This is a genomic window from Olivibacter jilunii, from assembly GCF_900607235.1.
Lineage (GTDB): Bacteria > Bacteroidota > Bacteroidia > Sphingobacteriales > Sphingobacteriaceae > Olivibacter > Olivibacter oleidegradans.
Genome location: NZ_LR027853.1, coordinates 326,868 through 339,754 on the forward strand (window position 1 = coordinate 326,868; position 12,887 = coordinate 339,754).

General features: G+C 40.2%; 9 protein-coding genes. 4 read left to right on the top strand and 5 right to left on the bottom strand.

From position 1 onward, the window contains the following. Nucleotides 1-154 precede the first annotated feature (154 nt). The 3 genes from E0E36_RS19745 (at nt 155) to E0E36_RS19755 (ending at nt 5,075) form a co-directional block, all read left to right on the top strand. A complete protein-coding gene (locus E0E36_RS19745) occupies nt 155-2,326 on the top strand; it encodes a cation:proton antiporter (RefSeq protein WP_130857425.1) in 2,172 nt (723 codons plus the stop codon). A 7-nt stretch (nt 2,327-2,333) separates the two neighbouring features. Next, nucleotides 2,334-3,602, top strand: a complete 1,269-nt coding sequence (gene icd / locus E0E36_RS19750) for an NADP-dependent isocitrate dehydrogenase (RefSeq protein WP_130857426.1) — start codon at nt 2,334-2,336, stop codon at nt 3,600-3,602. A 105-nt stretch (nt 3,603-3,707) separates the two neighbouring features. Then, the gene (locus E0E36_RS19755; RefSeq protein ID WP_013666410.1) at nt 3,708-5,075 is read left to right on the top strand and encodes a sigma-54-dependent transcriptional regulator; all 1,368 of its coding nucleotides are present in this window, start codon (nt 3,708-3,710) and stop codon (nt 5,073-5,075) included. Nucleotides 5,076-5,098: 23 nt separating this feature from the next. Here E0E36_RS19755 and E0E36_RS19760 read toward each other — a convergent pair whose 3' ends face one another. The 4 genes from E0E36_RS19760 to pyrE form a co-directional block, all read right to left on the bottom strand. Beyond that, entirely contained in the window at nt 5,099-7,651 is a 2,553-nt protein-coding gene (locus E0E36_RS19760; RefSeq protein ID WP_130857427.1) for an ATP-binding protein, read from the bottom strand. Between the two features lie 231 nt (nt 7,652-7,882). Continuing rightward, nucleotides 7,883-10,480, bottom strand: coding sequence for an ATP-dependent chaperone ClpB (clpB, locus tag E0E36_RS19765; protein WP_130857428.1), 2,598 nt, complete (start codon nt 10,478-10,480; stop codon nt 7,883-7,885). A gap of 229 nt (nt 10,481-10,709) precedes the next feature. Then, nucleotides 10,710-11,111, bottom strand: coding sequence for an SRPBCC family protein (locus E0E36_RS19770; RefSeq protein WP_130857429.1), 402 nt, complete (start codon nt 11,109-11,111; stop codon nt 10,710-10,712). Nucleotides 11,112-11,133: 22 nt separating this feature from the next. Next, nucleotides 11,134-11,784, bottom strand: a complete 651-nt coding sequence (gene pyrE / locus E0E36_RS19775) for an orotate phosphoribosyltransferase (protein ID WP_130857430.1) — start codon at nt 11,782-11,784, stop codon at nt 11,134-11,136. Between the two features lie 22 nt (nt 11,785-11,806). Between pyrE and E0E36_RS19780 the strand changes: the two genes are divergently transcribed. Then, nucleotides 11,807-12,397, top strand: a complete 591-nt coding sequence (locus E0E36_RS19780; RefSeq protein ID WP_207303790.1) for an NUDIX hydrolase — start codon at nt 11,807-11,809, stop codon at nt 12,395-12,397. Here the strand turns inward: E0E36_RS19780 and coaD are convergent. Continuing rightward, nucleotides 12,388-12,855: a pantetheine-phosphate adenylyltransferase gene (gene coaD / locus E0E36_RS19785; RefSeq protein WP_013666416.1), complete on the bottom strand. Its 468-nt coding sequence runs from the start codon at nt 12,853-12,855 to the stop codon at nt 12,388-12,390. The genes E0E36_RS19780 and coaD overlap by 10 nt on opposite strands. Between the last annotated feature and the right edge of the window lie 32 nt (nt 12,856-12,887).

A 12,887-nucleotide genomic window follows, 5' to 3' on the forward strand; every position in this document is an offset into this window, starting at 1 on the left:
AAAATAGATTTTTTTATTAAAAAGGGTTCACTAAATATTCTTTATGTGTATTTCAAGTCAAGATTCCTGCGGGGGCCTTTATCTTCGGAAGAAAAAAACTATATTTAAGGCATACTGTTTAAAAAGTGCAAATGATTGTCGTTAGTGTTAGTTTATGAACAAGAGTTTTATAGAACATATTTCCCACGCCTTTGAAACACCTTTAACGAATTCCGTACTGATCTTTTCCCTGATTTTGCTGATCATACTTTTGGCTCCTATCTTATTGCGGAAAATTAAAATTCCAGGTATTATAGGATTGATTCTTTCCGGGGTTATTATTGGACCTCACGGATTGAATATATTAGCGCAAACAGATGCGGTCAAGCTATTTTCAACAATAGGTTTGCTTTATATTATGTTTATTGCGGGGCTCGAGTTGGATATGAATGAGTTTCGTAAAACCAGGCATAAAAGTATTGTTTTTGGTGTTTATACTTTTTTTATTCCCATTGCCATCGGATATCCGGTTTGTTACTATATCCTGGGATTTGATGTAGGTGCCAGTATATTGGTTTCCAGTATGTTTGCTACGCACACGCTGGTGGCTTATCCGGTGGTAAATAGCTATGGAATTGCTAAAAATCAAGCAGTTGCTATAACCATCGGCGGAACCATTTTAACGGACACGGCTGTTCTAATCATTTTGGCGGTTATCGTTGGTTCATCACAAGGACAGCTTGATCAGCAATTTTTGATGAGGCTGACTTTTTCTTTTTCCGTGTTTTTGGCCATTATGTTTGGAATCGTACCGAGGATTGCCAAATGGTTTTTCCAGAAAGTAGAGAGTGAAAAAACATCTCATTATATATTTGTTCTGTTCATTGTTTTTTTTGCCGCCTTTATTGCTGAGGTATCCGGACTCGAACCGATTATTGGTGCTTTTGTTGCGGGGTTGGCCTTGAACAAGTTCATTCCGCACTCGTCGGCACTTATGAACAGGATTGAGTTTATTGGCAATGCGATTTTCATACCGTTCTTCCTGATTAGCGTTGGTATGATTGTCGACATCAAAGTTCTTTTCAAAGGTCCGGAAGCACTTATCGTGGCGGGCACGCTGACTGTGGTGGCAGTTTGTGGCAAATGGATAGCTGCTTGGTTCACTCAGCTCACTTTTAAATATAGTGGCGCGCAGCGTCAGGTGATCTTTGGATTGAGTAGCGCACATGCCGCTGCCACACTTGCTATCATTATGGTGGGCTATGCCAATAATATAATTGACGAAAATGTATTAAACGGAACCATCGTACTGATACTCATCACCTGTATAGTTGCTTCTATTGCCATGGAATCGGCCTCAAAGAAAGTGGTCCTGGCGGGGGAGCAAGATGTAGTTGAAGAGGATAAGGATATGCTTCGGGATGAACATATTTTAGTGCCAATAGCCAACCTGAATAATATGGAAATCCTTTTGGATTTCGCTACAATGATTAAAAACAAAAAATCACCTCATCCGGTTACTATATTATCTGTTGTGCCTAATAACGAACTAGCTGAGGCTAATTTAAAGAAAGCAAGGAAAAATCTGGATTCTACAGCTAAATATGCTTCGGGTAGTGAGATAGAAGTGAATATGATGGCTACGATCGACTATAATATTGCCGGCGGGATTAGCAGGGCATCGCGAGAGATTATAGCGGATAGTATTTTACTTGGATGGCCCAGCCAGGTTGGCATTATTGAAAAGATGGTTGGAGAAAAAACGGAAAGTATTCTTAACCGTACAGATATCAATATCTTTATGTGTCATTTCGGTAAGCCTTTTGTAAGTAATGATAAAATCACATTGGTTTGCCCGCCAATGGCGGAAGACGAAAAAGGGTTCTCCTATTGGCTGACAAAAGTTGGTCAATTGGCGATTGAGCTTACGTTACCGGTTGTTTGCATTGCGAATGCCCGATCAGAGTCGGCGGTTACGTCCTTTCTCAAGAAAAGCAAAATCAATTGCAATATCCGGTTTGTTAACCATACTGATTGGGACGACCTGGCATCTCTTAGAGGCTATATAAGCGATACCGACCTACTGGTGTTCGTTTCGGCGAGAGCGGGTGAAGTCTCTTATAATCGAGAATTCGACGGTATACCGAAAAAACTCGCTCGGAAATATGAAAATAATAATAGAATACTAATTTATCCGAGTAGGCGACCAACTAGCGTGTTTGATAATTATGATGAGGTGAGTGCCATGTCGACAAACCGGGGCTATACTCGTCTACAGAGGATGGGCAAAGGTTTAGGAAGCATATTGAATATAAGAAACAGAAACTTACCGGGATCAACTAAATGAAAAAGTTATGGGACAGAAAATAACCATAAATGAAAAAGGACATTTAACCGTTCCTGATAATCCAATCATACCCTTTATCATCGGTGATGGAATAGGGCCTGATATCTGGAATGCAGCCGTTCGTGTTTTTGATGAAGGTGTACGAAAGGCTTATGCAGCGAAGCGGCAGATCGAATGGAAAGAGATTTTGGCAGGGCAAAAAGCCTATGACCAAACTGGCAGCTGGCTTCCTGAGGAAACAATTGAGGCCATGAGGGAGTACGTTGTTTCGATAAAAGGACCACTAACTACACCCGTTGGAGGTGGTATCCGATCGTTAAATGTGGCTATTCGGCAGTTGCTCGATCTATTTGTTTGCCAGCGCCCGTTATCCTGGATTGAGGGAGTCCCCTCACCGGTTAAACACCCGGAAAATGTAGATATGGTCATATTTCGTGAAAATACAGAGGATATTTATGCCGGCATTGAATTCGAAGCTGACAGTAAGGAAGCCCAAGTTTTAAAAGAGTACCTAACAAATCAGTTTGGTGTGGACTATCCCTTCAAAGAAGAGACGGCTCTTGGCATAAAACCGGTATCGAAGGAAGGGTCCGTTCGTTTAATACGGGCAGCTATAGAATATGCAATAAAGGAGAAACTTCCATCCGTGAGTTTAGTTCATAAGGGGAATATTATGAAGTTTACAGAAGGTGCCTTTAAGAACTGGGGTTATGAATTAGCGGAAAATGAATACGCCGAAGACGTGTTTACCTGGACTCAATGGGAAAGATTAAAGGCTACCGACGGTGAACAAGCTGCAAACAATGCGTTACAAAAAGCACAACAGCAAGGGAAAGTTATTATAAAAGACGTAATTGCTGATAATTTTCTGCAACAGATTTTGCTAAACCCAAGAGACTATGCAGTGATTGCTACATTAAATCTCAACGGTGATTACATTTCAGATGCATTGGCGGCCATTGTTGGCGGAATCGGCATAGCTCCGGGAGCGAACATTAATTACCTTAAAGGGCATGCGGTGTTTGAAGCAACGCATGGAACAGCCCCTCGTTTTGCAAATACAGATAGTATGAACCCTTCATCAGTTATCTTGAGCGGCGTGATGATGTTTGATTATATGGGATGGCACGAGGTATCATCAATCATTAAAAAAGGACTGGCTAAAACCATTCGTTCAAAACAAGTTACCATAGACTTTTATAATCAGATGGAAGGGGCTACCTTACTTAAAACGAGTCAATTTGCAGATGCGATTATTCGATATATGGGTAACTAATTCATAATAATTAAGTGCTAATCGGCGAAAAAATAGTAGTTTTGTAGATTAACGTAATATACTAAAAAACGAATTGTTTCCGTTGGAGGATAAAGACAAATAAATATGGCCAAAATCCTGCTTGTAGAAGATGATACTACCTTTTCGACTATTCTCGAAGGCTTTTTGAAAAAAAATGGTCATCAAGTTGAAATGAGGTACAATGTCAAAAGTAGTGTCAAATCATTGGACGAATCTATTGACCTTATGTTGCTGGATTATCGTCTGGGGGATGGAACGGGTTTGGATGTATTGGAAGAAGTTCGGAACAGGGGCCTAAATATCCCTGTTATTATCATGACCAGTTTCAATGACGTACGCACTGCAGTAAGGGCCATGCGTTTGGGGGTGTTTGATTATATTACGAAACCGGTAAACCCCGATGAATTATTAATGGTTTTAAAAGATGCATTAAACCATAATAGTGAAGAACAAATCCCTTCGACCACCAAAAAATTACCGGAAGAAGAGTCGTCAGACTTTGTAAAAGGCGTTAGTACCCAATCTAAAAAGCTTCAAGAATACATCAATTTAGTTGCACCGACCGACATGTCTGTGTTGGTAAGGGGGGAAAGCGGTACGGGAAAGGAGTACGTGGCAAGGTCCATTCATTTAAAAAGCAACCGAGCCAATAAACCTTTTGTATCCATTGATTGTGGAACCCTTTCCAAAGAGCTGGCAGCCAGCGAACTGTTTGGACATATTAAGGGGTCGTTTACAGGAGCACTTACGGATAAAAAAGGACAATTTGAGGAGGCTGATGGCGGTACGCTGTTTTTAGATGAAATAGGGAATTTGTCGTATGATGTGCAGGTGAAATTATTAAGAGCTTTACAAGAAAGAGTAATACAGCCTATTGGTGCTAATAAGCAAATTAAAGTTGATGTTCGTGTCATAGCCGCAACGAACGATGATTTATTGGGTAGTTCAGCATCGGGAAATTTTAGAGAAGATCTATATCATCGGATCAATGAATTCGAAATTATTGTACCGGCTCTAAGAGACCGGGGAAGTGACATGGATACGTTTATTGAGTTTTTTGTAGCTAAAGCTAATAAAGAATTGAATCGACAGGTTGTTCACCTTTCTAAAGAGGTAAAAGATATTTTCAAAGCTTATGATTGGCCCGGCAACCTACGGGAACTTAAAAATGTAATAAAGAGGATGGTGCTATTGACACCGGGTGATACAGCGGAATCGAGCGCGTTACCGGATGAGATGGTATTGTCGATCAATCAGCATAAACATCATGAAAGCCATCCGAATTCCGAGCATGTGGCTGCTGATCTTAAATCCCAAAGTGAGGCACATGAGCGACAGCTTATAATGGATGTCTTACAGCAGGTGAAATATAATAAAAGTAAGGCGGCACAGGTCTTAAATATAGATCGAAAAACCCTCTATAATAAATTAGATAAGTACGGTATTTCCTAATTCGCGTAATTTATTTCTCAAGGTTATAGAACCGTTCCATTGATGAAGGATCGGCTATGCAACTCTTCTTTCAGATAATCCAATAGGCGGTATAATTGATCTATAATCCCTTGAATTTCCAGAATGTCGAATTCATTATTTCTGATGTCAATCTCAAGCTTTCGAAGTTTAATAGCTATCTTCTGTCCGCCGATCTGGGATGTTCTTCCCGCTAGTTTATGACAAATCAACGCGAGTTGTTCTCTCTCGTTAGCCTGCAAAGCATTGCGTAGATTAATAAGATCTTTTCCCGTATCTTTAATGAAAATGTTTAGTATTTTGGTAACCTGATTACTGTCATTGTAGGTCAATTTCTTCAGATTAGAAAAATCAAAATCTCTCAAATCGTTCCGGTTTTTTATTTTAAGGGGCTCTTCGTTTGTTTTACGTAAACCAAGCAGATGCAAAAGATCAGTTTCCTTAAATGGCTTCAGCAATAAACCATCAAAACCCTGAGAAATTATTTTTTCACGCTCTTCCGGTAATGCCTGAGCTGTGAAGGCATATATTTTCACATCCTCTTCGATTCTTGGCCGTAACTCATGATTTAATTCTACGCCCGTTTTTCCCGGCATACGCATGTCCATTAAGACAATGCTAACACTTGAGTCCCATGGTGTATTCAATAAATCATTCGGATCGGAGAAGGTACGATGGTTGATTTTATATTTATTGAAAATATTGTGACAGAGCTCGAGGATAAAACTATCATCGTCTATTACCCAAATAGTTCCTGTGAAATCTTTTATAGGGATCAGGTTGTTTTCCTCTCTACTTGTTTCGATTAACGTAGACGTTTTTAAAGGGATAAATACGTCAAATGTGGATCCCTTACCCAGCTGACTTTTTATCCTAATATTTCCTCCCATGGCTTCGCATAGCGTCTTTACAATGCTCAGCCCCAAGCCACTGCCAAAATGGGTGCCGGAATTTGAGTTTTCCGCTTGTTCAAACTCGTTGAAAATTCGATGAATATCACTTTCAGGAATACCTTTTCCGGTGTCTTCAACCGTTATTCTTAATTCGGTTAGCTCATTTTTTATGGCGGTACTAACCATCAAGGTAACCGATCCCTGATCGGTAAATTTAATGGCGTTACTAAGCAAGTTATAAAGGATTTGTTTGATCCGAAAAGGATCGCCAAATAGATAACCCGTCCCTTCAATCTCTTTGCTCAAATTTAAGGACAGTGATTTTTCTTCGGCCTGTAGTTGCATAGCTGCAACTACCTCTTCAATTAATTGTGACAAGTAAAAATCCTGGTTATTAAAATGAAATTTACCGGAATTGATACGATTGTAATCCAATACTTCATTTACTATCTGCAATAGGTGTTCTGAAGACTGATATATTACGTTCACCTTACGGCTATCCTCGGGGTGTTCGTCCCGTAATTGTTCGGCATAACCAATGATCGATTGTAGAGGTGTACGAAGCTCATGACTCATGTTGGAAAGGAACCGCTGCTTGGCTGCACTATGGTATTCGGCTTCTTCTTTGGCAATTTCGAGCTCTCGCCTATAGCGATTACTTTTTCTAATATCCGACAAGATCAGTAAGACGAGAATAATTGTAACGCCTAAAAAGCTTAATACCACCAAATTAATCCGACTCAAACTATGGTTCATCACCGTTCTGGCTCCCATATTCTCGTTTTCCATCTGCAGCATTCCCTCTTTTTCCACTGCATTCAGTATACTAAGCATCTTGCTGATCAATAGATTCCCTGCATAAGTCAGCTCCACTTCTCTGTCTATAAATGAATCGCTTTGTGCGCGTTGGGTTTCTTCAATGGTTCTCAAGACGCTATCAATTAATTTAATGGCACTGTCTTGTTTTGAAGTTGCAATTGTATCTATCAGTTCCTCAATACCTTCTTTAACGATCCGTCTCGATTGCGTAATCGTATTCGGGCGGGGCGGGTTTTTTCGTTTCGATCCGAATATCTTTCCGAAGAAAGAGCGGTCATCTTGCATCGAATCAGCCTTCACTATCTCCCCCGGTTCGATGGTGGTTGTTTCCGTAATTTTCCTTCTCGTTACAACAGTACTATCGCTATTCGGGGTGTTTTGAACAATCTCTCCAATGCTTTGTAATTGTTTAGAAAACTCATGACTGTCAACCATTTTTTCACGAACTTGAACATAAGCCTTAAAAAGCTTGTCACGTTCTTTCAACAGCGTTTTAATGGAATCGATCCTTTTGGTTTGATTGCTGTCTTGCGAATATAGATTCTTTAACGAATCGAGGGAGGCAGAAACTAATTTTGATTCTTTTTGTAGCTGTTCATATGAATTATCTCCATCAGTCAATACTTGAGACCGTTGCAACTGATCGAGCTGCATAATGTCTCGCGATACTTTACTAACCAAGCGCATCTTTTCGTTTGGCTTCGCAATATTATCTACAGCCGATAGCACTTGATTAAAAGCATCCTTGCTGATGGTCCATGCCAGAGCAAGGGCAATACAACAACAGATAAAGACAAAAAGAACCTTTCGTCTGACTCCTTTATTTGATAGCTTTTGATCAACCATTAATGTAAAGTTACGAATTTTGTAATTAGTTAAGTAGGATAATGGTAAGTAGGGTAGTGGTTGGAAAGAGATAGTGACAAGAGTCGTTGCAGCGAAGTCATTTTGGTAGTACTCCGATGCTTTTGGAAGAAACAGGTAAGTCGTATACTATATATAAATAAAAAAGAAGAGTGTCTCGCAATATTTGTCTTTGACAAAGAGGAGACACTCTCTTTTCCTGAAAAATGAATATTAGCTATTCTCCTGTAAGAAAACGAATTTGTGATCAAACATATCTAATTTGATTTTACTGTCTTTGTCAATTTTTCCGGCAAGGATTTCTTTTGACAGCTCATTCAAAATTCGTTTTTGTATGACGCGCTTCAACGGTCGTGCGCCAAATTGAGGGTCATAACCCAATTGAGCTAACCAATCGAGCGCTTCATCCGAGGCTTCCAGCTGTATGCCCATTTCAGCCAATTGTCTTTGTACCCCATTAAATTGAAGACGAACGATCTCACCGATTTCATCACGATTTAGTGGAGTAAACATGATAACTTCATCGATCCGATTCAAAAATTCCGGTCTAATCGATTTCTTCAATAGCTCGAATACTTCATTTTTTGTCTTGGCTATAATCTCATCTCGGTTTATTTCATTCAATTCACTGAAATTTTCCTGGATCAGGTGAGAACCAATATTTGAGGTCATAATGATAATGGTGTTTTTAAAATTCACCACACGTCCTTTGTTGTCGGTTAAATGTCCATCATCTAAAACTTGTAAAAGAATATTGAATACGTCAGGATGCGCCTTTTCGATTTCGTCCAATAACACAACCGAATAAGGGCGGCGGCGGATAGCTTCGGTTAGCTGGCCACCTTCATCATAACCAACATAACCGGGAGGCGCACCGATTAATCGTGAAACGGCGTGCCGCTCTTGGTATTCGCTCATATCAATCCGGACCATTGAATGTTCATCGTTGAACAAAAATTCGGCGAGCGCTTTTGCCAATTCTGTTTTACCAACCCCTGTTGTTCCCAAAAATATAAAAGATCCGATCGGTCTTCTTTTATCGCTTAAACCTGCACGCGACCTTCTAATGGCATCCGAGATGGCTTCTATGGCTTCACTTTGTCCTGCAACTCGTTTATGAAGTTCTTCTTCCAAATGAAGCAACTTTTCCCTTTCGCTCTGCACCATTTTGCTTACAGGAATCCCCGTCCAACGGGAAACCACATCAGCTATATCTTCGGCGGTAACTTCCTCCTTAAGCATACGACCAGTGCCTTGTTTTTCTTCAAGTTCTTTTTTTAACTTTTCAAGCTCATCTTGTGCCTGCTTTATTCTACCGTATCTAATTTCAGCAACTTTTCCGTAGTCGCCCGCCCTTTCAGCCTGCTCGGCTTCCAGCTTAAAATCTTCAATTTGCTGTACGTGATGGTTCAAATTATCGACAAGTGATTTTTCACTTTGCCAAGCGGCGCGCAAGGAGTCTCTATCCGAGGCTAGGTTTGCTATTTCGCGACTTAACTCTTCTACTTTATGGGTGTCGTTTTCCCGCTTGATTGCTTCGCGCTCAATCTCAAGTTGCATGATTTTGCGTTCGATTTCATCAACTGCTTCCGGAACGGAATCCATTTCTAATCGAAGTTTAGATGCAGCCTCATCCATCAAGTCAATGGCCTTGTCCGGTAGGAAACGATCCGCAATATAGCGTTGTGAAAGTTCAACGGCAGCGATAATCGCTTCGTCTTTTATTCGCACCTTATGGTGCGTCTCATACCGCTCCTTAATACCTCTTAGAATAGAGATCGCATCTTGTGTGTCGGGCTCGTCTACCATGACTTTCTGGAATCGGCGTTCCAAAGCCTTGTCTTTTTCAAAATATTTCTGGAATTCATTGAGTGTAGTGGCCCCTATGGCACGTAGCTCTCCTCTCGCCAGAGCCGGTTTTAAAATATTGGCGGCATCCATGGCCCCTTCACCACCTCCTGCACCTACGAGTGTGTGGATCTCGTCGATAAAGAGAATGATCTCTCCATCGCTATCAGTTACTTCCTTTACAACGGCTTTTAACCGTTCTTCAAACTCACCCTTATACTTGGCACCGGCGATTAGGGCCCCCATATCTAGAGAAAAGACCGTTTTACTTTTCAAGTTCTCCGGCACATCACCCTTGATAATACGATGGGCAATACCCTCTGCTATTGCTGTTTTACCGACACCCGGCTCCCCAACTAAGATTGGATTATTCTTGGTCCGGCGGGAGAGTATTTGGATAACCCGTCGAATTTCTTCGTCTCGTCCTATCACCGGGTCGAGCTTTCCCGATTCGGCAAATTCATTCAGATTACGTGCATATTTGTTCAAGGCATTATATGTAGCCTCCGCATTCTGATCGGTTACCCGTGTGTTACCTCTTAATTCAATGATGGCTTTCTTTAAGTCTTTTTCCGTGACACCCTGATCTTTTAATGCAGCAGCGGCTTTATCACCCGCGTTTAGGACGCCCAATAATAAGTGCTCTACCGATACAAAGTCATCTTTGAAATCTTTCAGGTATCCCTGTGCTTTTTGTAAAGCTGTATTAGTAGAAGAAGATAAATATATATTGCTTCCGCTTACTTTAGGGAAACCGCTGATTTGTTGATCCAAGGCTTCGTTCAAGCGATTTATATTGACATTGAGTTTTTTTAATAAATGACTTACAACGTTTTCATCAACTAAAAGAAGAGCCTTCAATAAGTGCGCATTTTCAATAGCTTGGTGTTGGTTTCCACCCGCAATCTCCGAGGCTTTTTGAATAGCTTCCTGCGCCTTGATTGTAAAGTTGTTTAAATTCATTTTCGTTTTATTAATAGTCTTATAAGGATTTGCTAGACTATATCAAAACGAATACCATCAAAAGTAGTTTGACGAAAACAGACATTTTGTCGCTACGTGATTTGGTTTCAATGACTAACTGTCTGTTCTTTAAAGTTTTATATGAAAAAATGGCGGAGTAAATCTCTGTCTCTATATAAAAAAACCTGCCTAAAATAGACAGGTTTTTTTACTAAAGGAGTGTCCCAAGCTAGGATTCCAATTCTTCTTTTAATTTCGTTGTCTGGTAATCCGTCAATTTCTTTAAAGGCCCGCTGGCAAGCATCTTCATCATCATGTTTAGATCTGCCTGAATAGTGAAAACAGCCTCGCTGGTGCTAGGGTCAATTGATTTAACCTTCCAACTTAATGTGAGATCAAAGGGGGCCTTTTCCGAAGGTACAATGGATATTTCTTGATTTTCTTTACGCTCACTAACTCTTAAGGCAAGTTTAGACATATTCTGAACAGTAAAACTTGCCTCGTCTTTAGTAGATGACCAATTGTAAACATTTTCGGGCATCAGTTTTTCATGATTATTGCAATCGGCAAGAAAGTTATATACCTTCTCTACGGGTTGATTGATAATGCTTTTGCTTTCTATAACAGTCATCGATATGCTTCTTTACGAAAATCTATACAGTTTTAGGTTCCCAATTTGCCGGATCTCTTCGCCATTCACGTAGCAAATCTTCTTCTTCATGATGGACGAAGCCATTCTCGGAAGCATATTTTATTAAAGCATTGTAGTTTGACAACGTAGTATACCTACATTTAGCCGCTTTGAAATTTTCATCCGCTACATCAAATCCATAACTGAAAATAGCTACTAATCCCACTACATCGCATCCGGCTTCTCTCAATGCCTCTACCGCTTTCAAACTACTTTTTCCTGTAGATATTAAATCTTCAATAACTACTACCCGTTGCCCTTCTATGATTTCTCCTTCAATCATATTTTGTCGTCCGTGCTCTTTTGCACTTGATCGTACATAGGCAAAAGGCAGGCCGAGATCTTGTGCCACCAGTACACCTTGTGGGATACCCGCCGTCGCTACACCGGCTATCATTCCGATAGAACCAAACTCTTCTTGGATAACTTCAGAAAGCTTTTGTCTGATGTACGTTCTTACGGTAGGATGTGATAATGATATGCGATTGTCGCAATAAATTGGGGACTTCCAACCCGATGCCCAAGTAAAAGGTTTGGAAGGTTGTAATTTAATTGCTTTAATTTGCAATAAAAATTCAGCAACTTTTTGTTCAATCTCACTCTTGTGATTCATGATGCAAATTTATAAAATTTATATGAACGAATCGGTCCTTCTCTTGACCGATTTTACGCCTAGCTACTTGGATGCTTTTCAACAAATTGATTTACAGTCTTTTGATTTTGTAAAACTTTTTAAGAAAAGTTTATCACTTGAAAGTGCCACTAAATTTTTACTTTTAGTAGAAGATCCGAAAGCGATGCTTAAAATGATCAAAAGGTCGGTAAGGTTAATCGGTGCAGCCGGCGGCTTGGTGCGGAACGGAGATGGAGATATCCTTTTTATACATCGATTGGGAAAATGGGATTTACCAAAAGGAAAGATAGATCCGGGAGAAAAAAGTAAGCGCGCTGCTCTTCGTGAGGTTGAAGAAGAATGTGGTATACATGTCGACTATTTGGGGCCAAAAATTATATCATCTTACCATGCTTATGAGATGAAAGGCAGTGTAGTGCTTAAAAAGACAAATTGGTATGAAATGGGGGTGAACAAAAAGCCAAAACTGATTCCTCAGACAAGTGAAGATATTACGGATGCGCAATGGGTCCATCCTGATCGTGTAGGCGATGTTTTGTCAAATACCTACGGCATTATTAAGGATGTGCTTGAGAAAAAAGCCTATATATAATTTAGCACTTCCTTTGGTACAAGATGTTTGATAGAGCCTCGGTGCTTAAGTATATCTCTTACAATGGTGGAGCTGATATGCCCAAAGCCGGGGCTTGCAAATAATAAAACAGTTTCAATAGTCGGTTCAAGTTGTCGATTATTCTGCGCTATTGCATTCTCAAAATCAAAATCTGCTGCATTCCGAAGCCCTCTAAGAATATAGGAAGCGCCCACCTCTTTGCAATAATTTACGGTTAAACCGGTGTAGCTTGAAACATGAACTGAAGGTTTACCCTTGAAAATAGCTTCAAGAATTGTTTTTCTCATATCACTACTTAGAAGAGGCGTTTTTGAACTATTTAATCCAATTGCGATATGGATCTCGTCGAACAAAGGAATGGCTCTTAATATGATATCCATGTGTGCATTAGTAATAGGGTCGAAAGACCCGGGAAATACAGCAACTCGCTTCTTCATGGTGGTGTATGTTTATTGCTATCAATTTAAGC

Coding starts and splice junctions, on each gene's coding strand:
- icd (WP_130857426.1), top strand. CDS start 2,334: ATGGGACAGAAAATAACCATAAATGAAAAAGGACATTTAACCGTTCCT.
- clpB (WP_130857428.1), bottom strand. CDS start 10,480: ATGAATTTAAACAACTTTACAATCAAGGCGCAGGAAGCTATTCAAAAA.
- E0E36_RS19770 (WP_130857429.1), bottom strand. CDS start 11,111: ATGACTGTTATAGAAAGCAAAAGCATTATCAATCAACCCGTAGAGAAG.
- E0E36_RS19780 (WP_207303790.1), top strand. CDS start 11,807: ATGAACGAATCGGTCCTTCTCTTGACCGATTTTACGCCTAGCTACTTG.
- E0E36_RS19755 (WP_013666410.1), top strand. CDS start 3,708: ATGGCCAAAATCCTGCTTGTAGAAGATGATACTACCTTTTCGACTATT.
- coaD (WP_013666416.1), bottom strand. CDS start 12,855: ATGAAGAAGCGAGTTGCTGTATTTCCCGGGTCTTTCGACCCTATTACT.
- E0E36_RS19760 (WP_130857427.1), bottom strand. CDS start 7,651: ATGGTTGATCAAAAGCTATCAAATAAAGGAGTCAGACGAAAGGTTCTT.
- E0E36_RS19745 (WP_130857425.1), top strand. CDS start 155: ATGAACAAGAGTTTTATAGAACATATTTCCCACGCCTTTGAAACACCT.
- pyrE (WP_130857430.1), bottom strand. CDS start 11,784: ATGAATCACAAGAGTGAGATTGAACAAAAAGTTGCTGAATTTTTATTG.